Annotated in this window: 23 protein-coding genes and 5 pseudogenes; 9 read left to right on the plus strand and 19 right to left on the minus strand. The window is 26.5% G+C overall.

Annotated elements, in window-relative coordinates; genetic code table 11:
* Nucleotide 1: 1 nt before the first annotated feature.
* From LEQ07_RS03150 to LEQ07_RS03170, 5 genes and pseudogenes are all read right to left on the minus strand, one after another.
* Nucleotides 2-1,813, minus strand: a complete 1,812-nt coding sequence (locus LEQ07_RS03150; protein ID WP_317852004.1) for an ABC transporter permease subunit/CPBP intramembrane protease — start codon at nucleotides 1,811-1,813, stop codon at nucleotides 2-4.
* Nucleotides 1,814-1,871: 58 nt separating this feature from the next.
* On the minus strand, nucleotides 1,872-2,081 hold the full coding sequence (locus LEQ07_RS03155) for a hypothetical protein (protein WP_263329496.1): 210 nt from the start codon (nucleotides 2,079-2,081) through the stop codon (nucleotides 1,872-1,874).
* A pseudogene (locus LEQ07_RS03160) lies at nucleotides 2,071-2,875 on the minus strand (ABC transporter ATP-binding protein). The gene LEQ07_RS03155 and the pseudogene LEQ07_RS03160 overlap by 11 nt, the downstream one beginning before the upstream one ends.
* Before the next feature lie 120 nt (nucleotides 2,876-2,995).
* Complete coding sequence (locus LEQ07_RS03165; RefSeq protein ID WP_263329497.1) at nucleotides 2,996-3,838, minus strand: MBL fold metallo-hydrolase; 843 nt, start codon at nucleotides 3,836-3,838, stop codon at nucleotides 2,996-2,998.
* A 5-nt stretch (nucleotides 3,839-3,843) separates the two neighbouring features.
* The gene (locus LEQ07_RS03170; protein WP_263329498.1) at nucleotides 3,844-4,431 is read right to left on the minus strand and encodes a GNAT family N-acetyltransferase; all 588 of its coding nucleotides are present in this window, start codon (nucleotides 4,429-4,431) and stop codon (nucleotides 3,844-3,846) included.
* A gap of 332 nt (nucleotides 4,432-4,763) precedes the next feature.
* Between LEQ07_RS03170 and LEQ07_RS03175 the strand changes: the two are divergent.
* The 3 genes and pseudogenes from LEQ07_RS03175 to LEQ07_RS03185 all read left to right on the plus strand — a co-directional run bounded on the left by LEQ07_RS03175 (nucleotide 4,764) and on the right by LEQ07_RS03185 (nucleotide 7,052).
* Nucleotides 4,764-5,390 (plus strand): annotated as a pseudogene (locus LEQ07_RS03175) (IS607 family transposase).
* Entirely contained in the window at nucleotides 5,368-6,483 is a 1,116-nt protein-coding gene (locus LEQ07_RS03180) for an RNA-guided endonuclease InsQ/TnpB family protein (RefSeq protein WP_263329499.1), read from the plus strand. Before LEQ07_RS03175 ends, LEQ07_RS03180 begins: the two are co-directional and overlap by 23 nt.
* A gap of 350 nt (nucleotides 6,484-6,833) precedes the next feature.
* On the plus strand, nucleotides 6,834-7,052 hold the full coding sequence (locus tag LEQ07_RS03185) for a hypothetical protein (protein WP_263329500.1): 219 nt from the start codon (nucleotides 6,834-6,836) through the stop codon (nucleotides 7,050-7,052).
* Nucleotides 7,053-7,103: 51 nt separating this feature from the next.
* Here the strand turns inward: LEQ07_RS03185 and LEQ07_RS03190 are convergent, their stop codons facing one another.
* From LEQ07_RS03190 to LEQ07_RS03200, 3 genes and pseudogenes are all read right to left on the minus strand, one after another.
* On the minus strand, nucleotides 7,104-7,238 hold the full coding sequence (locus LEQ07_RS03190) for a hypothetical protein (protein WP_263329501.1): 135 nt from the start codon (nucleotides 7,236-7,238) through the stop codon (nucleotides 7,104-7,106).
* Nucleotides 7,239-7,274: 36 nt separating this feature from the next.
* A pseudogene (locus LEQ07_RS03195) lies at nucleotides 7,275-7,513 on the minus strand (PH domain-containing protein); the annotation flags it as partial.
* Nucleotides 7,514-7,624: 111 nt separating this feature from the next.
* Nucleotides 7,625-8,086: a GNAT family N-acetyltransferase gene (locus LEQ07_RS03200; protein WP_263329504.1), complete on the minus strand. Its 462-nt coding sequence runs from the start codon at nucleotides 8,084-8,086 to the stop codon at nucleotides 7,625-7,627.
* Between the two features lie 209 nt (nucleotides 8,087-8,295).
* Here LEQ07_RS03200 and LEQ07_RS03205 point away from each other — a divergent pair, with 209 nt between their 5' ends.
* The gene (locus LEQ07_RS03205; protein WP_046822678.1) at nucleotides 8,296-8,478 is read left to right on the plus strand and encodes a hypothetical protein; all 183 of its coding nucleotides are present in this window, start codon (nucleotides 8,296-8,298) and stop codon (nucleotides 8,476-8,478) included.
* Between the two features lie 105 nt (nucleotides 8,479-8,583).
* On the opposite strand, the gene LEQ07_RS03210 is transcribed toward LEQ07_RS03205, so the two are convergent.
* The 5 genes and pseudogenes from LEQ07_RS03210 to LEQ07_RS03230 form a co-directional block, all read right to left on the minus strand.
* The gene (locus LEQ07_RS03210; protein WP_046821710.1) at nucleotides 8,584-9,174 is read right to left on the minus strand and encodes a GNAT family N-acetyltransferase; all 591 of its coding nucleotides are present in this window, start codon (nucleotides 9,172-9,174) and stop codon (nucleotides 8,584-8,586) included.
* 244 nt (nucleotides 9,175-9,418) lie between these two features.
* The gene (locus LEQ07_RS03215; protein WP_263329505.1) at nucleotides 9,419-10,099 is read right to left on the minus strand and encodes a class I SAM-dependent methyltransferase; all 681 of its coding nucleotides are present in this window, start codon (nucleotides 10,097-10,099) and stop codon (nucleotides 9,419-9,421) included.
* Nucleotides 10,100-10,157: 58 nt separating this feature from the next.
* Entirely contained in the window at nucleotides 10,158-10,718 is a 561-nt protein-coding gene (locus LEQ07_RS03220; RefSeq protein WP_263329506.1) for a GNAT family N-acetyltransferase, read from the minus strand.
* A gap of 209 nt (nucleotides 10,719-10,927) precedes the next feature.
* Nucleotides 10,928-11,610 (minus strand): annotated as a pseudogene (locus LEQ07_RS03225) (ABC transporter ATP-binding protein).
* A gap of 10 nt (nucleotides 11,611-11,620) precedes the next feature.
* A complete protein-coding gene (locus tag LEQ07_RS03230) occupies nucleotides 11,621-14,191 on the minus strand; it encodes an ABC transporter permease (RefSeq protein WP_263329507.1) in 2,571 nt (856 codons plus the stop codon).
* A 557-nt stretch (nucleotides 14,192-14,748) separates the two neighbouring features.
* Between LEQ07_RS03230 and LEQ07_RS03235 the strand changes: the two genes are divergently transcribed.
* Both LEQ07_RS03235 and LEQ07_RS03240 read left to right on the plus strand, forming a co-directional pair.
* Nucleotides 14,749-15,330 (plus strand): sensor histidine kinase, encoded by a 582-nt coding sequence (locus LEQ07_RS03235; protein ID WP_263329583.1) that lies wholly within the window; start codon nucleotides 14,749-14,751, stop codon nucleotides 15,328-15,330.
* Between the two features lie 26 nt (nucleotides 15,331-15,356).
* On the plus strand, nucleotides 15,357-16,094 hold the full coding sequence (locus tag LEQ07_RS03240) for a LytR/AlgR family response regulator transcription factor (RefSeq protein ID WP_263329508.1): 738 nt from the start codon (nucleotides 15,357-15,359) through the stop codon (nucleotides 16,092-16,094).
* Nucleotides 16,095-16,146: 52 nt separating this feature from the next.
* Here LEQ07_RS03240 and LEQ07_RS03245 read toward each other — a convergent pair whose 3' ends face one another.
* Complete coding sequence (locus LEQ07_RS03245) at nucleotides 16,147-16,935, minus strand: EcsC family protein (RefSeq protein ID WP_263329509.1); 789 nt, start codon at nucleotides 16,933-16,935, stop codon at nucleotides 16,147-16,149.
* A 229-nt stretch (nucleotides 16,936-17,164) separates the two neighbouring features.
* On the opposite strand from LEQ07_RS03245, the pseudogene LEQ07_RS03250 reads away from it, so the two are divergent.
* Nucleotides 17,165-17,767: pseudogene (locus tag LEQ07_RS03250) on the plus strand (biliverdin-producing heme oxygenase); the annotation flags it as partial.
* 73 nt (nucleotides 17,768-17,840) lie between these two features.
* Here LEQ07_RS03250 and epsC read toward each other — a convergent pair.
* From epsC to LEQ07_RS03270, 4 genes are all read right to left on the minus strand, one after another.
* The gene (epsC, locus tag LEQ07_RS03255; protein WP_263329585.1) at nucleotides 17,841-18,344 is read right to left on the minus strand and encodes a serine O-acetyltransferase EpsC; all 504 of its coding nucleotides are present in this window, start codon (nucleotides 18,342-18,344) and stop codon (nucleotides 17,841-17,843) included.
* A gap of 23 nt (nucleotides 18,345-18,367) precedes the next feature.
* The gene (cysK, locus tag LEQ07_RS03260; protein ID WP_317851993.1) at nucleotides 18,368-19,258 is read right to left on the minus strand and encodes a cysteine synthase A; all 891 of its coding nucleotides are present in this window, start codon (nucleotides 19,256-19,258) and stop codon (nucleotides 18,368-18,370) included.
* A 255-nt stretch (nucleotides 19,259-19,513) separates the two neighbouring features.
* The gene (locus tag LEQ07_RS03265; RefSeq protein ID WP_263329510.1) at nucleotides 19,514-20,089 is read right to left on the minus strand and encodes a PepSY domain-containing protein; all 576 of its coding nucleotides are present in this window, start codon (nucleotides 20,087-20,089) and stop codon (nucleotides 19,514-19,516) included.
* 219 nt (nucleotides 20,090-20,308) lie between these two features.
* Nucleotides 20,309-21,082, minus strand: a complete 774-nt coding sequence (locus LEQ07_RS03270; RefSeq protein ID WP_263329511.1) for a sugar phosphate isomerase/epimerase family protein — start codon at nucleotides 21,080-21,082, stop codon at nucleotides 20,309-20,311.
* Between the two features lie 146 nt (nucleotides 21,083-21,228).
* Here LEQ07_RS03270 and LEQ07_RS03275 point away from each other — a divergent pair, with 146 nt between their 5' ends.
* The gene (locus LEQ07_RS03275) at nucleotides 21,229-21,558 is read left to right on the plus strand and encodes a hypothetical protein (protein WP_021430808.1); all 330 of its coding nucleotides are present in this window, start codon (nucleotides 21,229-21,231) and stop codon (nucleotides 21,556-21,558) included.
* A 505-nt stretch (nucleotides 21,559-22,063) separates the two neighbouring features.
* Nucleotides 22,064-22,819, plus strand: coding sequence for an SH3 domain-containing protein (locus LEQ07_RS03280; RefSeq protein ID WP_263329512.1), 756 nt, complete (start codon nucleotides 22,064-22,066; stop codon nucleotides 22,817-22,819).
* A gap of 109 nt (nucleotides 22,820-22,928) precedes the next feature.
* On the opposite strand, the gene LEQ07_RS03285 is transcribed toward LEQ07_RS03280, so the two are convergent.
* On the minus strand, nucleotides 22,929-25,058 hold the full coding sequence (locus LEQ07_RS03285; RefSeq protein ID WP_263329513.1) for a DNA topoisomerase III: 2,130 nt from the start codon (nucleotides 25,056-25,058) through the stop codon (nucleotides 22,929-22,931).
* Nucleotides 25,059-25,112 lie beyond the last annotated feature (54 nt).

The raw sequence follows: 25,112 nt of genomic DNA on the forward strand, positions 1-25,112 counted from the left end.
ATTAACTCTTTTCATTGTTAGCTTTTATTTTATTTTTCTTATTTATACTAAGTAGTTTAATTCCTATAAACACTAATATTAAACTTATCATTATAAGGATAATAAGTTTAAATGCCTCAAAATTGCTAAAGTCTATAGTTAAAGCTTCATTTAATTTGCCTATTAATCCATCAGATTTTGTTGAGTGCATTGCAAATACAGATATTGAATTATTTAAAAAGTGCATTATCATAGGTATAAATATTGATTTGCTCTTATAAACAGCATATCCTAGTGCAATTCCTAAAATACTAGTTGGTATAACTCTTATAAAGTCAATGTGCATAAATCCAAATAATATACCACTAAAGATAACACCCCATAATTGAGCTTTCTTCTCTTTACTTTGTGTAAATGAAGTAAAGACAAAGCCTCTAAAAAATATTTCTTCGCATATAGCTGGCATAACTGCTATAACTATTAAATTTAATAATATACTATCATCTACTTTTAATGCCTCGTTTAGACCTTCTACAACCTGCATATTTTGAGGGAATAAATAAAGTAATATTTGACTTATTAAGTTAATAACTACAAATACCCCACCCCAAAGGATTATGCCTCCTAGTACATGTTGTATTTTAGGTATCTTTATATTAAATATATTTTTAAAATCAGACTTAATATACCATGCAAATATTAATGGCATACTAATAATCATAATTTGTGTAGCCGCTATCCCAACAGTTCCAAATTTTAATTGAATTAAACTTCCTACGTATATTAACAATACTACTCCAACTGCGTACAAAGTAACTCCATCCGCAACAGAAGGCATAGCTCCTTTTTTAATGTTGCTTCTTTTCTCTAGTAATGCAAAGTTTTTGCTACTTCCAAATAAAATTTCTTCCGAGTTAAACATCTTCGATAATAACAATACAGCTATTATAACAAACACAAGGTTTGATAATAAAACTAAAGCTATTAAACTTATATTACTATTAAATGTTAGTACACTTTTAATAAGTAAAGATATATTAACTACAGGTATTGTAGCTGTGAAGCTATCTAATTCAATAGTAGGAACCATAGAAACGTAAGATGGTATCATAACAAATAGTGTAACTGGTGTTATATAGTTTTGAGCATCTTTAAAGCTCTTAGCTAAAGAACATACACACATACTTACAGCTGACACTACCATAGCAAATAAACAAACACATATAAGTGTAATTATTCCAGGGAGTATCATTTGTGAATAGTCAATGCTTACCATTCCCATTTCACTTACCATACCTTGAGTTGCAAGTAAAAATACCATTGTTATAAATATAGATAAAATATTTAAGATTGCAGAAACCACTGCACAAAGCGATACAGCTAAATATTTTCCCATAACCAATTCTAAATTTGTTATAGGTAGTGTAAATAAAGTTTCTAAAGTACCTCTTTCTTTTTCTCCTGCCATAACATCTATCGCAGGGTATATAGCTCCCATTAAAAGTCCCATAATTAATACAAATGGTAATATCTGACCTATAAAATGACCTGCTACTTCTTCATTTTTTGCCACATCTAAAGTTTTATAACTTAACGGTTCAAGCGTTGACTTTATATCTAATCCACTTTCTTTTATTTTATTTTCTACTAATTCTTCCTTATATGTATTTAATATTTTTTCTACTTCTTCTTGTGCAATGCTTGATGAATTTTCAGATGAGTCTATATAAACATTAAAATTTAGGTATCCATTTTTATCATTTATATTTATATAAGCATCTATATTTCCATCTTTTAAATCTTTTTTATAGTCATCTGTAGTTTTTAACTCTATCTGCCCTACTTCACTATTATCTTTTTTCTTTCTTTATTAGTTTCATCTATTACTGAAACTAAAGCTTATTTGGATTTTTATCAAAAGCTATATTTATATTTTCTTTCTCCATACTATTCATGGACATAGACATAACTTGAGTCATACCTACCATAAGTATTGGGTATAAAATTATTGGTAGTATAATCATCATAAATATAGTTTTTTTATCTCTTAATATATCTAAAATTTCTTTTTTAAATATTTGTTTTACTATTTTATTCCTCAAATAAATTCCCCCTCTCACTTGCAAGAGTTATAAATGCATCTCTTAAATTGTTAGTTTTTGTATTTTCCTTTAATTCTTCAGGAGTCCCAATTGCAATAATTTCTCCTTGATGTATCATAATTATTTTGTCACACAAAGTTTCAGCTTCTTCCATATAGTGAGTTGAGTATAGTACAGTTTTTCCTCTTTGTTTTTCATTTTTCATAAAATCTATTATAGACTTGCTACTAATTACATCTAACCCTAGTGTTGGCTCATCGAATATGTATATTTTAGGTGAGTGAACTAGACATCTTGCAATTGATGTTCTTTGAGTTTGACCTGTTGATAAGTTTTCGATTCTATTATCTATAAAACTTTCCATATCCATTATATCTATAACTTCATTTATAGATTTTTCAATTTCATCTTTTGGCATTTCATATAAGTTTGCAAAAGTTGTTAATAATTCTCTTGGAGAAAGTCTATTGTAAAGTTTCGTATTTCCAGATAGATATCCAATTTCTTTTTTAGCTGCATTTTTATCTATTGAATAATCATATCCGCAAACTTCTATGTGTCCAGATGTAGGAGTTAATATTCCTCCAAGCATTCTAAGTAAAGTTGTTTTTCCTGCTCCATTCGGACCTAGTATTCCTAAGATTTCTCCTTCTTTTGCATTAAATGAAATATTATTTACTGCTAAAAATTCTTCTTTTTTTGTTTTAAATTTAGTTAAATTTTTCTTTTTTTTTAGAATTGTCGTCTTTTACAACTCTAGTAAAAGCTTTGCACAAGTTGTTTACTTCTATCATTTTATCCCCCTTAACTTCTAATTTAACAATTTTTGAATCTTTAAAACTTATTATACTCCTTAGATTTGTAATTTAAAATAAAACTGGATTGAAATCGTTAAAATAAGGACTAAAATTAGTCTAAATTTCAATTTTCATTCCATCATATGCAAATTTTATATTTTTATATTGTTTTTCTATTTTAATATAATCATCATAAGACTTACCCCAATCTTCTTCTAAGTGCGTTATAATAACATTTTTTATGCTATAATTATTTTTTAAATTTTGTATTTCATCTAATGTAAATAGCTCTTTTCTAAGTGGATTATCTGCCTCTAGAATAAATCCATCTTTAAGTTCGTCTCCAACAACCGTATTTCCTATTATAAGTAAATCTGCTTCTTCAAATATAATATCATTTGGAAATGGTTTTACATCACAAGGAGCGTATATAACTTTTTTATTATCTTTTTCAAATACAAATACAGTTGCATGATTAGCCTTAAAAAAACTTATTTTTATTCCATCTATTATTATAGAACTTTCTATAATTTTTCTTATTATTAACTTTCTAACATTTTCATAATAATCTAAATATGACCCAAATTTAAATTTTATAGAGTTTATATCTTCCATTACATGCTCCATAGCTAATACATTTACTGGATTAGTGCATTCTTTTCCTTTAGAAATTTCTAACCAGTTTAATCTTATATGTTCAAATACCCTCATGCCAAGAGTATGGTCCGGATCAATATGACCATATAAAACATAATTTATTTCATCAATTTCTAAAAAATTGATTGCTTGAGTTATATCTTCAGGGGTGTCTATTAACATTCCCAAATCTTCTATAAATAAGCTGCATCCATATCTAGAATACGGATGCCCTTTTAATCTAGCTTCTTTACAAATCCTGCATTTACACAGTGGCTTAGGAAGTGCAACACATCCTCCACTTCCAATTATTTTTAACTTCATAATTTCTAACACTCCTTCTGTTTAGCATACATGTTTTTCCATTCAGATTTTAAAATAGAATACACAGCTAAATTATAAAATCCATCTTCGTCCCTTAACCTGTTCGCTTCCCTTAATGTTCCTTCATATTTCATATTGCTTTTTATCATTACTTTCCCAGACTGAATATTATTTACATTATGCATTGCTACAATTCTATTTAACCCGACCTTCTTAAATAGAAAATCAATAACTCCACTCAAAGCCTCTGTCATTATTCCCCTATTCCAAAATTGCCTTGATAAGCAATATCCAATTTCACATGAACAATGATTTTCTTTTAAGTTAAAAACTGCTATATCTCCTATAACTTGATTATTAGACTTTATTTCTATTCCCCAATGATACCTATCCATATTTTCATATTCTAAAATCCAAGATTCAAGTATCGATTTTGTTTCATCTACGCTTTTATGTGGTTTCCATGCTAAAAACTTAGAAACCTCTTCATCTGATGTCCAATTATTAAACATATCATCTTTATCATTTATAGTATATCTTCTTAATATCAACCTCTTTGTTTCTACAATTTCAGTCCCTATGTTTTTTAACATACACAATCCTCCTATTTATGCTATAACTAAACTATAATTATTTAAATTTCTTACTATTTTCCTTATTTATATCCTTATTTAATATATATAGTGTCTTAATTCTACTTTCTATTTAACTATTCTACGATTTATACTCCTTACCTCTTTTATTCTTTGCTTTGATAAAAAACATTAAATTAAAGGACATTTTGCTCGTATATCTAATATATTAAATCTAGTTGATAATTTGAAAAAAAGGAGGGTAACGACTGTTGAATAAAATCTATAAATATATATATAAATAGAGTGAAAAATTATAGATTATGATAGACTACTATTGAGGTGATAAATAAATGAAATATTACTCAATAGGAAAATTTGAAAAGAAAATAGGCAAAACAGTTCAAACTCTTAGAAATTGGGATCACAAAAGGAGTTTGAAACCACATCATATAACCGAAGGTGGTACAAGGTATTATTCGCAAGAGTAACTTAATCATTTTTTAGGATTAAAACAAGGGAAGGGACTAAATAAAAAGACTATTGGATATTGTAGAGTTAGTTCACACAAACAAAAAGATGATTTACAAAGGCAAATAGAAAATATTGAAACATATATGTTTGCTAAAGGGTATCAATTTGAAATCATAACAGACATAGGAAGTGGGATTGACTACAATAAAAAAGGATTAAATCAACTAATAGATATGATAACTAATTCAGAGGTAGATAAAATCGTAGTCCTTTACAAAGATAGATTAATTAGGTTTGGATATGAATTAATAGAAAATCTTTGTGATAAATATGGAACTACTATTGAAATAATTGATAACACTGAAAGAAGTAGTGAACAAGAATTAGTTGAAGACATGATACAAATAGTAACTGTATTTAGTGCAAGACTTCAAAGTAAAAGAAGTCATAAGGCTAAGAAAATGATTAAGGAGTTATTTGAAGATGATATTATCGAAGAAAGTTAGGCTATACCCAAGTGAGTTACAAGAACAGAAGTTATTGCAATCCGTAGGTACTACAAGATTTATATATAATTGGACACTTGCTAAACAAGAAGAAAATTATAAAAATGGTGGTAAATTCATTTCAGATAGTGAATTGAGAAAAGAGATAAGTCAATTAAAGAAAACTGAATTAAGTTGGCTTAAAGAGGTATCTAATAATGTGGCTAAACAATCAGTTAAAGATGCTTGTGATAGCTATAAGAGATTTTTCAAAGGGGTATCAGACAAACCACGATTTAAGAGTAGAAGGAAAAGTAAAAAGTCCTTCTACAACGATAACTGCAAGTTAAAGGTTAAAGAAGGAAAGTTAGTTAATATTGAAAAAGTTGGTTGGATAAAAACCAATGAACAACTACCTATTGGTGTCAAGTATTCTGATCCTCGCATCTCATATGATAACAAATACTGGTATATTTCAGTAGGTATAGAGCAAGAAGAAATTAAAGAAGAATTAACAGATGTATCATTAGGGATTGACTTAGGATTGAAGGATTTAGCAATATGTTCTAATGGTGAAGTTCATAAGAATATAAATAAAACTAATGTGGTTAGAAAAATCGAAAAAAGATTAAAAAGACTACAAAAGCAAGTAAGTAGGAAATATGAACAAAATAAAAAAGGAAAGGAGCTTGTCAAAACTAAAAATATCATAAAACTTGAAAAGCAGATACAACAAGTACATAGAAGATTGGCCAACATTAGAAATAACTATCTTCATCAAACTACTACTAATATAGTGAAAACCAAACCATATAGAGTTGTAATTGAAGATTTAGCAGTTTCTAATATGATGAAAAATAAACATCTATCAAAGGCTATATCAAAACAAGGTTTCTATGAATTTAAAAGACAAATTGAATATAAATGTAAGTTCAGAGGAATTGAATTAGTAATAGCAGATAGGTTTTATCCATCAAGTAAGACTTGCAGCCAATGTGGAGAGATTAATAAAGATTTAAAACTTAAAGATAGAGTTTACAACTGCAGTTGTGGTTTATCTATTGATAGAGATTTAAATGCAAGTATAAATCTTTCAAATTATAAATTAGCATAGCGTCACTAACAAGATAATGCTAATATGTAGGATTCGTTGTATCCGAATTTACGCCTATGGAGTGTTATATCAAACTAAAGTAGATAACTGTTTATAGTTTTCAAAATAGGACACTATGAATTAGGAATTAAACAAGATTTATAGATAATTATAGATTTTTGGCAACGGGCTAAAATGATATTAAAAGAACTTCCAATAAAGGAATTGAGGCCAAATAATTTTTATATAAATAAAGATAAATTAGAAAAATAAGAAAAATATATAATGAGGATAAAAATCCTGTCTTTCCTCCAGTACTAGTTGGAGTAATTAATGGAGAATATGCACTTATAGATGGTCACTCAAGGACTATGGCTGCATTTGAAAACGGCAAAGAATTTATATCTGCACAAATTCATCCAATAGAAGAGGTTCCTGGACCTACAAAACTTTACTTAACTATTCATAATAAATCTAAAGAAATGGGACTTGAATCTATAGAAAGTTTAAACGATAGGATAATCCCTAATTTTGAGCATGAAATTTTATGGGTTAATTACTGCGATAAATTGCTTAAAGAATTACAATAAAAATACACTTAGTAATTTACTAAGTGTATTTTTATTGTAATTTATATTTACTTATCTAACTAAATAGTTTATCTTTACAAGTTTAACAATTTCTCTAGCTTCTTCAGCTTGAGCTTTAGGAACTTTAAATGAAATAGGTGCATTATGAGGTATGCCACTTTGACTTATAACCGTGTTTCCATCCACTCCTATTTTTATATCAACATCTAAATCAAATGTAGATGCAGATTCAAAAGATATACTTTTTACGTTTTTAGAAGGGAAAAATTTAACTTCTACTTTTTTCCACTAACACCTTGAACATCTACTAAGTATATTCCATAATTAGTTAATATTATAGAGTCTCTTATAAAAGTAAATGCTTGTATTATCTCTTCTCCATCTATTAGGTAATCTTTAATTTTATTTCCTGCTGAACTATCTATTGATCCATATCCTGCTAACTTATTAAAAAAAGCCATTAAAAATCTCCTCCAAAATAATTTGTTTTATGTAACATTATCATATTTCAATTTGTATTTCAAGTAAATTGTATAGTATTTTAATTAAATGATTTATAATCTGTCATATAATTATAAATCCATACTCATTCTAATCATATCTATACATTCTATTCCATTTTCTATTATTTTCTCATCATAATGTTTTTTAAAAAAGCCTTTATCTATCCCTGTTATTCTAAATCCACACTTTTGATAGAAAGCTAATTGATATATACTTGAGTTTCCTGTTCCAATTTCTAGTGTTTTAATATTTAAATTCTTACTTGTGCTTATAGCATGTTCTATTAAAATTTTTCCAATACCTTTTTTCTGATATGCTTCATTTACTGATATATTCATAATCTCTCCAGTTAATGGTCTAGTATTTAATATTACATATGCACCTACAACTTCATTTCCAATGGATGCAACATACAGATTACCTCTACTTATATACTCATTTATTGATTCTTTAGACGGATCTGCTAAATATAATAATTCATACGGTATTTCTCCATTTTCATCTACTTTTTTTATATTGATTTTGCTCATTTTACCCTCCAAAATATATTTATTAATTAATTAGATTTTTTATCATATATAATATAAGTTTAAAGGATTTCCCAACTTAAAGTCGAATTTTATTATAAAAATAATTTCTATAATCATTTTACTCCTGTTTATTTTTTATGGTTATGGTAATTATAAATACAATTAGACTTGTGTTAAAACAATATATTAAATTTAAAGGTGGTATTTTTATGAACAGAGATTTGAAGTTAAGACGAGATATTTGGTTTTGTTTAGGATTAATATTACTTCTAGCTACTATATGGAATATTTCATGTAGCAGTAGCTTCGTATTTATTTATTTAATTTTAACTATAATTTCTTCTATTGGAGCTCTACGAAATCATAAAGAACTCACTGGTTATACTGATTAATTTGTTAAATTTATTGAATTATATATTAAAGTTTTATATGTTAAATATTCCTTTAATATATAATTCAATTTAAAATCATCATTATATTTTTGTATAAAATATAACTTATCTATATGTCATTAAAAATTCCTTTTCAAATTCATATTTATAAATTTCCCATTCTTTTTTTATTAAGTCCATATAAACCACATCTGAAAATTCACCAAATCTACTATCGAAGTACCCATCTCTAATTATTCCTATATTTTTAAACCCAAGTTTTTTATATAATTGTTGCGCTCTTTTATTGTCAGCCATCGTTGTTAACTCTATTTTATTTAAATTTAAAAACTTAAACATAAAATCTATAAAATGATATAGAGCATCTAATCCATAACCTTTACCTTGTTCATCTAAATTGCAAATTTTTATTCCTAATTCTGCTTTTTGGCTTCTACTATCCCAATTACAATAATTAATTTCACCTATTGGTGTTGAATCATCTTTTTTACAAATTATAAATCTTTTATCTGTTGGAAACATTGTTTCATTTTCAAACTCTTTGAATAACTTGCGCTTTATAGCTTCCTTGCTATTTAAAACTCCAAATGCATGAGTAGAATGTTCCATCATTTCTCCATCATTCCACCATTTGTATAAAAACTCTTCATCTCCCAATTCTAATGTTCTTATGAATAAATTTTTGCAAATTATCATTTATATCCCCCTAAATTATTTATTTTAAAATTTTACACTTAAAATAATTTTATTTTTTTATTATCCTATTTATTCTCTTACTTTGATATATTTTAGATATATATGCTTGAAATCCTTTAATAAATGTAAATTTATTAACTAAATTTCTGAAAAAATAAGGTTACCTTTAAGTAGCAATTCAAATGTTATTTGTACTTTTTAAAAAAAAGAAGGAGTTTAAACTCCCTCTTTTCTCTGTATTACTTTAAGATTTTTTTAAATATACAACCATACAATTTCCATACTCATTGTTTTGTGTATTTACAGTTTTTTCAATTAAAAAACCAACATCTTCTAATTCCTTTATATGATTTTTCCAATTTATAGATCTATATGAAGTAGATGCAACCATAACTTTTTTACCTTCGCTATTATTATTTCTTTCTTGTATTTCAAATGCTTTAGATGTATCAGTTTTTATCTCCACTTCTCCATCTCCCATATTTACTAAGAGTGCATGACCTCCTGTATCTAGCATATTATAAATTGATTTTAAAAATAAATTTCTATCACTATCATCTACAAGCATGTGTAAAACTCCTACTGTATATATCCATTTATATTTTGTAATTTTACTATTATCTAAGTTTATTATTTCTTCAACTTCAAATTCAACATTTTCTAAGTTTTTATTAGCTAACTCTTTACACTTACTTATTGCAGATTCTGATGCATCAATTCCTTTTACTTTATATCCTTTAATTCCTAGGTACAAAGTATCTCTTCCTTCTCCACATCCAACTTCACATATTTTATCTTGCTTTGATATATCATAGTACTCAATCCACTTTAACAAATCTGGAGTTGGATTCTTAGAAAACCATAAAACCCCCTCAGAATGTGCTTTTTTATATCTTTCATCATATGCTAGATAATATTTTTTCATGTACCCTCCTAATATTAATTTTTATAATAGCTTATAAATACAATAATATAATTCCGTTTTATATCCTACAAATAATTTTTTTATTTTTCTTTGATATAGAATAGACAGCTAGGTTTGTTTTACATTTAAACTCTCCTTCGTATTTCATTTTACTTTTAAGTATTACCTTTTTAGATGCTATGTTTTCAACATCATGCATAGCAATAATTCTCCATAGCTCAGTTTCTTTAAATATGAAATTTATAGCTGAAGCTAATGCTTCTGTAGAAATCCCTTCATTCCAAAATCTCTTACTTATACATATTCCAATTTCACAACACCTTCTTTTCTGCTTTATATTAAATATATATATTTCTCCAATAACTTCTTTTGTTTCTTTTAGTTCAACTGCCCAGTGATATGACATTTCAGTTTTATAATCTCTAATCCATGTTTCAATTACTGATTTTGTATATTCCTCACTTATGTGAGGTTCCCATTGTAAAAACTTAGTTACTTCACTGTCAGATGCCCAGTTTTTAAACATATCTCTAGTATCACTTATATTGAATTTCCTTAGTATTAGTCTATCTGTAATAATATTTTTATCTTGTATAGATTCTAACACTTCGTTTTTCAACTCCCTTTTGAATTGCTTCAAAGTATATACGTTGTGAAATATAAATTTTAATGTATATATACAATTAGATTTATGATATAAAAACCCTTTATATGTTATTTTAGTAAGTTTTCAAATAAAAAAAGCCCTGGAATAGATTTTTTACCTATCCCAAGGCTTTTTACTTAAATTTTTTATAAATTCAACAAAATTCTTATTTTAACTATTTTTTAACTGTTTGCGGAATAACTTTCATTTAATTTTCCATCTACAATAGAAATTATTCTATCTGCTTTTTTAGCTATATTTTCATTATGCGTTATCATTATTAAAGTTTGATTATATTTTTTAATAGATGATTTAAGGAGATTTATAACTTCCTCAGTAGTTTTTGTGTCTAAATTTCCTGTTGGCTCATCTGCAAGTATTATACTCGGCTTTGCTGATAATGCACGAGCTATTGCCACTCTTTGTTGTTGCCCTCCTGATAATTGACTTGGAAGATGATCTTTTCTATCTCTAATACCTAATAATTCCATCAGTTCATTTATATAATCCTTATCAACTTTTCTATTGTCTAACTTAACTGGCAACTCTATATTTTCATCTACATTAAGTACAGGTATTAAATTATATTGTTGAAATACAAATCCAACTTTTTGTCTTCTATATTTTGCAAGCTCTCTATCACTTAAACAACATATATCTTTTCCATCTACTTTTATAGTCCCACTACTTGGTCTCTCTAACCCCCCTACTAAATGTAGAAATGTACTTTTACCACTTCCACTAGGCCCTACTATTGCAACAAATTCTCCTTTATTTATTTTTAAGTTTGCATCTTTTAATGCATGTACTGATGTTTCTTTTTCCCATATATTTTTCCTAAATTTATTGTTTCAAGTGTTACCATAATATTCACCCTATTCCACTATATTTATAGATTCTACTATATTACTTTCTTTTATTTTTCTTGCTGGTATATATGTTGCAAACAATCCTATTAGTATGTTTGTTACAGCTATTAATATGTAATCTTTGTAGGCTATAGCAAATTCTATTCCATATGTTTCAAATCCATATGTTTTATACATTCTAAGTTGTAATAAAATTCCTCCAACTATAACTACTACACTTGAAAATATACCATATAATAAACCTTCAAAAACTATCATAAACTTAAATTTATCTTCACTTATGCCTACAGCTCTCAGCATACCAAATTCACTAGTTCTAGATGTTAAGTTGTAACTCACATTATTTATTATATTAAAGATACTTATCATAAATATTATACTTATTTTTCCATACTCATAAATCAATTCTTTTTGTGTCATTTTTTCATTATCTTGCTTTTCTTTTACTAAATCTGTAGTAGTGGTTCCTGGTACTTGGCTACCTATCTTCCCTAATTGTTTATTTATAACATTATGATTTGCACTATTTTCTATATTTGTATACACTAAATCGTAATTATTAATATTTGTTATTTCCTTAAAGTTTGAATCACTTATAATTACATCTACTCCACTATCAGCTGAATATACATTGTCATCAGCAAAAGGATAATCCACTATGGCTCCTACTTTAAACTCATATTCTTCATATTCATAGTTACCTCTACCCTTCCAATATTCATCAGTATCTATTTTTCCTTTCGGGTATTTAACTTTTACAGTATCTCCTACTTTTATATCAACTATTGGTTTCCCATAAGTATGATTTCCAATATCTCTATATCCTTCAAATACTTCATATGTATGTGGTATATATACTACTGCTAAATTTCCTGTTTTTATTTTATCTATATCTATCTCTCCACTTGTTCTGTATTTATTTAATGATTTTAGCATTTCATCGTTGTAACCCTTTAACTTTTGCTTTATTAAATAATCTCCTGTACTTTTATCATCTATAAGTAAACCATTTAAAACCTCACCATAGTAACCACCTTTTTTTAGACAATCAAAAAATTGTTTATCCAAAACTTTATCTTTATCTATTTGCATCCTAGTATTTAAAATTTTAGCAGCTTTAACTTCTCTGATGCCATCTATATTTTTTATTTCATTTATTTGTTTATCAACCAAACCATTTTGTTCATCCATTGCACCACTAACATTTAGTATAAAATCACCATTCATAAATGTTTCCTTGTTTATTGATGCATTCATTTGTTTACTTCTTGAAAATGCATAATTAGTTTTTATAATCATAATTCCACCTAAGCTCATAGATAAAATAATAATTATAAATGATTTTTTATCTCTAAATATATTTCTAAAAGATATTGCCTTAGTAACTGATATGTTTTTGCTTAGTTTTGACAATATTGAATTATTACTTTTTGCTTTTCCTTCTAATCCAAAATTCTTTCTTATAGCTTCTATAGGTGCTATTTTTTTTATTTTAATATAAGTTAATACACTTATTAATAATGTTACTAATAAAGTGCATACTATTGATAATAAAATTATAAAACTAGGTACAACAAATGGCGTTTGGCTTATTTTGCCTTCAAATTGAATATTTCCTACTAACTTATTAAATATCTGTGCTCCACCCATACCTATAAATATACCAATGGGAATAGCTATTACACTTAATATTAAAAGTTCAATAAACATTAGCTTAAATATTTTTATACTAGTAGATCCAAGCGCTCTTAATACTCCATATTCTCTTATTCTTTGATATACAGATACTGAATAAATACTGTATATTACAAGGCCTGCAAATAAACTTAATACAATTGTCATATTTTTGCTTGCCTCATCTACTGACCCATTTTTTTGTATAGATTCTACAAGCATTTTATTTGTATTTACTTGTTTTTCTGTATTTAATTTAGCCTTTTTTGATATATTGTTTATATTTTTATTTATATCACTATTTTCATAAAACTCTACATAAGTACTAAACTTATTTATATTGTTTTCATCTAGTACCAAAAACATTTCACATACTCCAATTTGTTTTTCTTTATATCTATCTTCTAGTATTCCAACAACTTTAAATGTTTCAGGCTTTTCTTTTTGATATAGTTTAAAAGTTAATTCTTGATTTAAATTAGGTTCTAACCCCATACTATTTAAAACCCATTCTTCAACTACAACTTCATTATTTCCTTTTGGAAATCTTCCTTTTTTAAGCTCTGAATCATTATTTAAATAATTTTCACTTGCATATTGTATATTTATTGGTAATTTCTCACCAAGTTCTGTAGATGCATAATATGATGTAACCCTAATCTCTTTTATATCATTTCCTTGTTTTACAATGTCTAATTGATCTTTATTTATATCTTTAAATATTACATGATGAGTTCCTAATTCTCTCTTCATTCTATCTACATCTGCTTGTTGCGCACTTCTAGCTAATGTTCCTACTCCTACTATAAGAGCTGTTCCAAGCACTATACTTAGTATTATAGCTAATGACCTTGTTTTATAACTTTTTATGTATTTTAATACTATACTCAAATCATTCCCCATATTTATATATTCCTCCCTATTTGATAACTTAATTATATATTCATTTAAAAAATGTATCAAATTGTAAATTTTCAAGGTTTTAAAGGTTGTTTACATAAATTTATAACTTAATTTTCACTTTTTTGTAGCTTCTTTGTAATTTTCCATTTTTTACATATTTTTTTATAAATGTTATAATCTGTATATAAAATTATTTAGGGGTGAGTTATGGACAATATTATTATATTTCCTATATATATTTTAATTATATTTATAGGACTTAATTTTTACCTTGATAAGTTTTTATTCTTTAAAAAACTATCACTTTCTAAAAAGGTCTAATAACAATATTTATATCTATTGTAATGTCAGTTCTTATAAAATTTTTTAGTTTTTATGCTAATCAAACTTAATTATAATTTATTATTTAGTGGGTTGTTTAAAATATTTTTATCTTTTTACTTATATATATTAGTTTTTATATAGGCTATAAAATTATTAAATTAATAGATAATGATAACTGCAATAAAACAGAACTCAAAACCCAAAATATTAAAATTGAGCATAAAGATAACATTATAAGTAAACTTAGGAGTCAAAAACATGATTATCTAAAACATCTTCAAGTTGTGTACTCTTTATTAAATAATGGACTTAGTAACGATGCTAAGGAGTATATAACAAATATATCTAATAGTTTTAGAAGTAAAACCTCAAGGTACGGAAAGGTTTCTTATTTGGATGCAATTGCATCTTTAAAATATGAAGAGTGTCTTATAAAAAATATTTCTTTTGATGTTTATATACAAGATTTCATAGATAACCTAGTTATTGAACCTAATGAAATGAGTTCTGTTCTATTGAATATAATAGATAATGCTATTGATTCGCTCTCTCCACTTAATAAAGATAATAAATATATAAAGTTATTTGTTTATGAAGATGAATTTCAATATGTTATATCTATAAAAAACAACGGACCTAAGATATATAATACGGATAGTATATTTGATGAAGGTTTTTCTACTAAAGACGGTGAACATAGGGGATACGGTCTTTATCTAGTTAAAAATATTTTAGATAAATATGGGTATCATATATTTGCAAGTAGCGACGAATTTATAACTGAGTTTACGATTTTAATACCTAAATATTGTTAATAAAAGTTTATAGGGAGAAAATATTTATGATAAAAGTTTTAATATGTGATGATGATAAAGTTGTTCGAGATGATATTGAAAACATACTGAAAAAATCCGGATATGTGGACTATATAAAAAAAGTTAAAAATGGAATAGAAGCAATAGATTTTATTAAATGTGAGAAAATAGATTTACTTATAATAGATATTGATATGCCTCATAAAAATGGTATAGATTGTGCCAAAGAAATATCTTCGATAGATAAAGATGTTCATATAATTTTTGTAACTGGATTTTCTGATTATAGCTTGGAAAGTTTTAAAGTTCATCCAGTTGATTTTATAGTTAAACCGTTTACTGAAAGTAAAATTTTAGATTCTGTAAATATTGCTATTGACCACATTAATTCTCATAAACTAGCTACAAATAATTTTATAGATGATACTTTATTTGTTTATAAAATCAGAAAGCAGATACATATGATTAATTTTGATGATATAGTTATGTTTGAGAAAAACTCTAGAGCTGTAAACCTATATACTAAAGATCATGATATTATAAAATTTTATGAGAATTTCGATGATTTAAATTCTAGAATTCCACCAAACTTTTTTAAAACTCATAAAAGTTATATAGTAAATCTTAAATTGATACATAAGGTTATTCCTACTAGCAAATCTGCTTTAGAAATAAAGTTTATTAATTTCCAAGAAAGTGCAACTCTTAGTAAAACTTTAGAAAAAGACTTTTTGTATAGATTTTATAGAACTAAACGCTTTTAATTTAAATAAGTGTATGTTGATATTACAATATTAACATACACTTATTTTTTAATTACTTGACTCTTGATATGATTTTTTTATAACCTTTAGATAAAAAGCTCTCATTTTCTTTTATATATCCGCTAGTATCTAACAACCTCATATGATAAGAATATATTGCATACTCTCCCAACTTATCTACTAATTTATTGTTTACGTATGCACCAACAAAAGCCCCTATCCCAGGAACTAGTTGCAGTAACTTAGCTAAATCTATATAATCTCGATATTCCTGCTGAAACATTCTCCAATCAAACTCATTTATATCATCTGATAGCGTATCTTTTGATTCATTAAAATGCTCCATATCTTTAAATATAGTATTAACATGATTTTGACTTGAAAATGCTAATTGAAATATATTTAATAAATATATCCTTTCTTTATAATCCTTAGTATCAAATCCATAAATACTTGCAATCTCATATAAAAGTTTTATTTTTATACTTAAAAGTAGAGGAAAGTCAGCAAGACCAACAATAATTCCTCCAGCTCCAGTGCCTGCCCCTTCTAACATAGCAGTTTTTTTGTATAATCTAATCTTTTCATAAGCTATTTCGTCTCGCTCTTGTAATGAAATGTTTTCAATTGGAGCTTTTGTCGTATATTTTGACCCAAACAAAACAACCTTTGTCATATTCTTTATGGCTGTAGTAAGTATATTATGATAATTTTCAGGAAGTACTGAATTTAGTTTATTTTGAGCTTCTTTAGATGCTTTATTTATTATTGATGGCTTCTTTTTCATCTTTTCTTTCCAATTTTCTAGTTCTCTTATCTGTATATTGTTATAGTCTTGCATTTTATCACCTATCTTTAATTATCTTAATTAAAAGTTTCCTCTTAGTAATTATAGTATATTTTATTATACATTAAACCTCATTGGTCTAATATATCAAAATTGTAATAACTGTTAAAATTAATGTTTTAGTTTTAATTTCATAGGGTATTTATTTTATTAGTAATCACAATACAAAAGAAAGAAGATGATTTTATGGATATGAACTTTTTAAAAGTCATTCAAAGTAGCACAAAAAAAATTACACGATATGGCTGAAAATACAGGGTTCATAAAAAGATTAATTGATGGAGATGCTAATGTTGAAACATACGGAGAATACATCTATAATCTTTATTTTATTTACAAAGCAATAGAGGAGAATCTTGAAAAGCATAAAGACGATGAAGTCTTAAAAGAATTTATAACTCCTGAAGTATTTAGAGCTAATGCTTTACTTGATGACTCTAAGTTCTTATTAGGGTATAAGATTGATTCAATAGAAATTTGCGATTCAACAAGGGTTTTCGTTGATAGATTAGATGAAATATCTCAAACAAATCCTAAATTATTAGTTGCTCATGCTTATACAAGATATTTAGCAGATTTATTTGGTGGTAGAACTATCTTTAAAATAATAAAAGAAAACTACTCTATAGAAAATGAAGGTCTTAATTATTATATGTTCGACCATATAAAAGATTTAAAAGCTTTTGTAATGGAATATCATCAAAAACTTGATTTAATAAATTTAAGTGATGAAGAGAAAGCTAAATTCTTAAATGAAATTTCGCTTTCATATGTTTTTAATATAAGTATATCTAATGAATTAGATTACGTGAAGTTTGATAAGTAAAATTTAGTTTCCCCCTATTCGACGTACATTATTTTAAACTTTACACTGAAATAAAAAAGGAATAACTTCTTAGTTATTCCTTTTTTATTATTTTACCAGGTATCCCAACCACTGTACTATTTGGCGGAACATCTTTTAATACAACTGCATTTGCACCTACTTTAGAATTTTCACCTATAGTTATTGGTCCTAAAACTTTAGCTCCTGCTCCTATTACTACATTATCCCCTACAGTTGGATGTCTTTTACCGCTGTCTTTTCCTGTTCCTCCTAATGTGGTTCCATGATATATAGTAACTCTGTTGCCAACCTCTGCAGTTTCTCCTATTACAACTCCCATACCATGGTCAATTAAAATTCCATTTCCTATAGTTGCACCTGGGTGTATCTCTATTCCCGTTATAAATCTATTTACTTGAGATATAAATCTTGCTATAAAAAACATTTTATATTTATAAAAGTAATGTGCAATTCTGTGACCAATCAAAGCATGAACTGATGGGTAAAGTAAAAAAACTTCTATCTTAGATCTTGCAGCTGGATCATTTTCAATTATATACTCTATGTCAGCATTTATTTTTTTAACATTCTATCCTCCAATTATATCCATAGATAGATACTTCTAATTCCATCAGGAGATATTGTTACAATGTTTTTTCCTTTAAAATTCTTAGCTATCTCCATACTTGCATATACATTTGCTCCAGATGAAATCCCTACTAATATTCCTTCCTTTTCTCCCAGCAACTTGATAGTGTTTATAGCGTCTTCATCCTTTACAGTTACTATTTCATCTACAATACTCATATCTAAATTTTTAGGTATAAAATTCGCTCCTATTCCTTGTATCTTATGAGGCCCACTATGTCCTTTAGATATTAAAGGAGATCTTTCTGGCTCAACTCCAATAACTTTTATGTCTTTGTTTAATTCTTTTAAATATTTTCCAACTCCACTTATTGTTCCACCTGTTCCTATACCACACACAAATATATCTATATCTTTAATATCTTCATATATTTCTATTGCAGTTGTAGAGTAGTGTTTCTTAGGGTTACTTTTATTTTCAAATTGCTTTAGAGATTTATAATTTCCATTTGAACTTATTAATTCACTTGCTTTTTCCATAGAGGCTTGCATTCCACCTTCACCTGTCAGTATTATATCTGCTCCATAGGCTTTCATCAAATCTCTACGCTCTTTACTCATAGAACTAGGCATAACTATAATAATCTTAAGCCCCTTTAGCTTTCCAATCATAGATAAAGCAATTCCCGTATTTCCACTTGTTGCCTCTACTATAGTATCTCCTTTTTTTATATCTCCGCTTTCCATAAGGTCTTCAATCATCCCAAGAACAGCTCTATCCTTTATACTTCCACCTATATTGTATTTTTCTAACTTTAAAAATATATTATTTTCACTTTGAATATTATTTAGCTTAACTATTGGAGTTTTTCCTATAAGATCTAAAACGTTATTGTATAACATATATCAACCCTCCTATTTTTTAAATTATATGTATAAATACCTATAAATGTTTATAAAATTTCATACATACAACATTCAGTTTTTAAATTAGTTTTTCTAATCTTACTAAATTTATTATTTGCTTTCAATAAATATAGTTTAATTCTATATTTATTGTTAGATTAATAGTTTTAGTCTATACTATTTTATTTATATAAAAATAAAAAAGTGTAACCATCTAATTCTTAATCGTTAGATAACTACACTTTTTTTATTTTAGTCATTGATCTCTATATCTCCATATTGATTATCTTTATCTGCTTTTGTGTCTTTTACTTTTATTTGTTCATGACTAAACTCTTTTATATCACCAGTTTTTGCATCTACTGTTATTTCATATTTTGTATCTGCTTTTGTAAGTACACCTTCATACTCAGCATTTTTTCCATCTTTGTCTAAGTTAAATTTTTGAACTGTTGCTTTTGGAACCTTGTTAAGCATTATATCCATAGCTTTATCTTCGCTTATTAGCTTATCTGAAGTTTTTCCATTATTTTGATCTTTAAGTACTTCTTGTTCAAAGTTTATTATTTTACCAGTTTCAGCGTCTACATCAACTTGGTATTTCATAGTATCCTTAACTATTTCTGATTCATACTTTGGTGAATTATTTTCATTATCATAAGAAAACTCTAATATTTTACCATCTGGCACTTTTTCTAAAATAATATTTTTTGCTTGATCTTTTGTTAGGTATTCTGCTTTGTCATCTTTTACTAGCGAATAACTTACTCCAACCCCGCATATAACAACTAATCCTAATGCTATAATAATTGCTTTATTAATTTTCATATCTATCCCTCCTAAATAATTATTAAATTTTCAACATTAATATATATACCATCTTTTTACATATTCAAACATATCTCACAGTTTCAAATTTATAAAATTAAAAATATTATTAAGTTACTTCTATGTTATATATACCAATTCGAATACCAGTAACGGAGATTTACTAAAACAAATAAAAAAGTGTAGTCTTTTTATATTATTTTGACTACACTTTTTTATTTATTTTTGACTTAAAATATTCCTTACTCTATTTATTTCTTCTACTTCATTTTCAAATATATATTCTAGTGATAATATAGGATTTATTTCAGCTTTTTCGATTATATTTTTAAAGTAAATTAGTTGTTCATTACTTGGTTTACTATGAGAATCATTTTTTCCGTCATTGAAGTGTAGATGCACATAAGTTATAAAATCTTTGGTTGATACTATCCATTCTTCTAAAGAATTTTTAGAGTATGCCAAAATATGGCCTACATCTAAACATATTCTAAGTTTAGGAGAGTTTACTGATTTAACAATATGTAAAATCTCTTCAGGATTTTCATCATACTCATTTTCTAATAAAATAGTCACATCTATATCATCAATTGTTTTCATAAAATCTTTCCAAAATTTTATTTGATTATCTAGCTTAAGTTTTCTTATTTTCTCTACACTTAATAAAGGGTTTAGTTGACTATGAAAAATTACGTATTTAGCACCTATTTCCTTGGCAATTTCAACTGATTGCATATATCTATATTTAGTTAACTCAATAACTTTTTTATCCGTACTCCCTGGGTTTAAATCAAATGAGGATCCATGTAATGATATTACATTGCTAAAGTTTTTTAATTTATTCTTACAATCACTTATTATTGTACTATAATCCTCATCCAAAATATTTTGAGGAAAACTCTGAATTTCTACTCCAATTCCTAAATTGTTAATTTCATCTACGTTGCTTTTATTTATATCTCCAATAAGTTTTACTAACTTAATATCCTTCATCATTACACCACCTTTATTTTAAATTCTTTATCACAAGAATAACTTATTTTAATAATTATATATAGTAACTAGATTACCCTTTTTTCTATTGATTAAATCTATTTAAGTCTATACAATTATATTAAATAAATTAAGGAGGTATATATTTGAAAAAACTTTTTATTGGAATCTTAACTCTATTTATAATAGTTTTAGTTAACCACCTAATAAGCAATTCTTTGAAAGTATCTTTTCTTGACATGTCTTTAATAATAGGAGTTTTATTCACAACAATTATAGGCTTTTTTTCAACAGAGGATAACATCTATAATAGGTTTTTAGACTATTGGACAGCAATATCAATTGATAAAGAAACCACTCGTAACTATGGTCTTAAGTTCTTTAAAAGCACGCCTTTTTTTGTCTCTCTTGCTTACACATTAGTTGCATTTATTTTAAGTATATATACTTATTGGGATTACTTTTTCACAGCTTAAAAATAAATCTTATAAGTTACTTAAATTTAATTATGTAAACTAATTTTATCTAAATTATAAATTCATATACTAATTCATAAAACTGTTGCACATATTATTTTAATAGGTTTATATAAAAGGGGTAAATAAAATAATAAAAGAATCTATCGTTATTTATGGTATAAACTATATAATAACTACAAAAGCATGGGAGCACTTCTAATAATTCGTAAGCAAATATTATTAACAGAAATACAATAAAGTGGGTTATATATATTATATATAGAACCCACTTTATTGTATTTCTAATAAATTATTTTTGTAAAATAAAAAAGAAAGAATTAAATTTTATACATATTACAAACATGTAATCTTATAAATTTTACAAATTATAGTAAGTTTTTTTACTAAATGCTATAATTAATTTAGATTAAATATTAAAGAAAAATCAGCTGAATTTTTAATTTCAATATTTAAAATTAAATGAATTTTATAATTATAAATTTTATAAAAGGGGTAGATTTTAATGAACAAACAGTGTATCAAATTTATTGCAACGTTAGCTTTAATTGGTTCTTCAACTGTAGGTGCTTATGCATCAGAAAAAGCAACTGCAACTACTTATTTGAATATGAGACAGGGTAAAAGTACAAATTCTAAGGTAGTAAAAGTAATACCTAAGGGTGAAAAAGTTACCGTTTTAGATAGTAATGGATCATGGTTTAAAGTAGAATACAAAGGAAAAGAAGGTTATTCTTATAAAAAATATTTAAAACAAAATAATCAAAATAATTCAGAAGTTATCCAAAGCAATTTAAAAGTCTCAGTAAATAAAGGAAGTAGCTTAAATGTTAGAATTGGCCCTTCAACAAACTATAAAATAATAGGAAAAGCTAAAAATGGTCATATGTTAAAAACTACAGAAAAGACTGGGGATTGGTACAAAATTATATATGATGGCAAAACTGGGTATGTTCAAGAAAATTTCGTCAAAGTTTCTAACTCTCAAAATGAATCTTCTACTGAGCAAAATATAGTAGTTGCTGAAGGTCCAGCTGAAGTAACTGCTAATAAGCTTAATGTAAGAACTGGACCTGGGGTTAATAACCCTGTTATTTGTCAAGTTGAAAAAGGTAATATTATAGGTATAGTTGCAAAAGAGACTAATACCGGTTGGTTTAAAATTCAATTTAAAGACGGAACTAATGGTTGGATATCTGGAGGTTATATAAAGCTTCCAAGTCAAGAATATATAGATAGTAATGATCCTAATGTTAAATAAATTTAACCATATTGATATGTAATCATTCAAAATGAGTGAAGGGGTTATATGTATGATGCTTGAAATGCACTACATCATACATATAACCCCTTCGTTTTAATTAAGATAACTATTTTTTAAGTTTAGCTAATGCCTCTGCAAAAGGATTATTGAAACTTTCTTCTTGTTTATTTTGATTCTTTAAATACTTATTAACATCTCTTTTAGATGCTTTATTATTTTCTTCTTTCTTTCTCTTGTTAAAACTACTTAATTTTTCACGATGTCCGCAGCTACAAACAAAGGTCTTCCCTTCCCCTTCGCCTCTAAGTTCGAGTTTTTTATGACAAACAGGACATCTCGCATTGGTAGTTGTAGAAACCATCTTTCTAGTGTTGCAATCTCTATCTTGGCAAACTAGCATCTTTCCTCTTTTTCCATTAACTTCAAGCATATACTTTCCACATTCAGGACACTTATTTTTAGTTAAGTTATCATGTTTAAATTTAGCATCACTACTTTTTATATCTTTTACAATATCTTTAGTGTAGTCTTTCATTTCATTTACAAATACATCTTTCTTTAACTTACCACATGATATTTCATTAAGCTTCTTCTCCCAAGAAGATGTAAGCTCTGCCGATTTTAACTCACTAGGAACTAACTCTAATAATTGCTTTCCTTTAGATGTTATAAAAATGTCTTTTCCTCTTTTTTCAACTAAGAAAGAATTAAAAATCTTTTCTATTATATCTGCACGAGTTGCAACTGTTCCAAGACCTTCTTTTTCCATTTGAGCTAATAAACTAGCTTCATTTAATGGTTTTGGAGGTTGTGTTTTGCCACTAGTTAAACTACATTTAACTACCTTTATAATATCATCTTTATTTAAGTTTGGAAGATTTTGATCATTGTCATCATCTTCATCTATATTAGTATAGTTTTCTTTCCATCCTAATTTAATAATTTTTTTACCTTTAGCTACAAAAGTTTCACCTTCTATGTTAGCCTTTATAGTTGTTTGTTCATATTCAAAAGGATCACTTAAAACACTTAAAAATCTTTTTACTACTAAATCGTAAATTTTTCTTTCTCTATCACTTAAATCGCTTAAGAATACTCTTTCCTCAGTAGGTATTATCGCATGGTGATCTGTTACTTTAGAATTATCTACAAATGATTTATTAGTTTTTATTTTGTCTTTTAATATCTTAGTACAAACTTTTGCATAGTCACTTACACTCACAGCTCTAACTCTATCCTTTAAAGTGTCTACTATATCACTACTAATGTATTTGGAATCTGTTCTAGGATATGTAAGAACTTTATGGTGTTCATATAGTTTTTGCATTATAGATAAAGTCTCTTTTGCAGAGAAATTAAATATTTTATTTGCATCTCTTTGTAATTCTGTTAAGTCATATAGTCCTGGTGAATATTTCTTTTTATAAGTTTTATTAACTTCTAATATCTCAGCATTTTTATTTTCTATCTTAGTTACTATATTTTCTACTTTTTCTTTATTAAAGCTATTTTGGCTATTATTTTTAGAATCTACCCAGTTTAAACTAAACATAGGTGCTTGTAATTTAATGCCATAGAATTCTTTTGGTTTAAATTTTTGAATTTCCTCTTCTCTTTTGTAAACCATATTTACAGTAGGAGTTTGAACTCTACCACAAGAAAGTTGTGCATTATGCTTCGTTGTAAGTGCTCTTGTAGCATTTATTCCAACTAACCAATCAGCTTCTGCTCTAGCAACCGCTGAGCGATATAAGTTTTCGTATTCTTTTCCATCCTTTAATTTTGAAAATCCTTCTTTTATAGCTTTATCTGTGCTAGATGATATCCATAAACGCTTTATAGGCTTTTTAACTTGTGCTTTTTCTATTATCCATCTTGCTACAAGTTCTCCTTCTCTACCCGCATCTGTAGCTATTACAATCGATTCAATATCATTTCTATTTAGTTGAGCTTTCACTGTGTTGAATTGTTTAGATGTCTTTTTTATAACTACTGTCTTTAAATATTTAGGTAATATAGGCAAATCATTTATGTCCCAATTTTTATATTTATTTGAGTAACTTTCAGTTTCAGCAAGTGTTACTAAATGACCAAGAGCCCATGTTACTACATAATTACTACCTTCTATATATCCATTTTTTTCATTTTTACAATTTAATACTCTAGCTAAATCTCTTCCTACAGAAGGTTTTTCTGCTAGTACTAGTGTTTTCCCATTATATCTTTTTCCTTTCATTAATGCTTTAGTATATAATAACATAGTTTACTAATATATGTTAAATATATAAGG

The sequence above is a fragment of the Paraclostridium sp. AKS73 genome, from assembly GCF_025671395.1.
Classification (GTDB): domain Bacteria; phylum Bacillota; class Clostridia; order Peptostreptococcales; family Peptostreptococcaceae; genus Paraclostridium; species Paraclostridium benzoelyticum.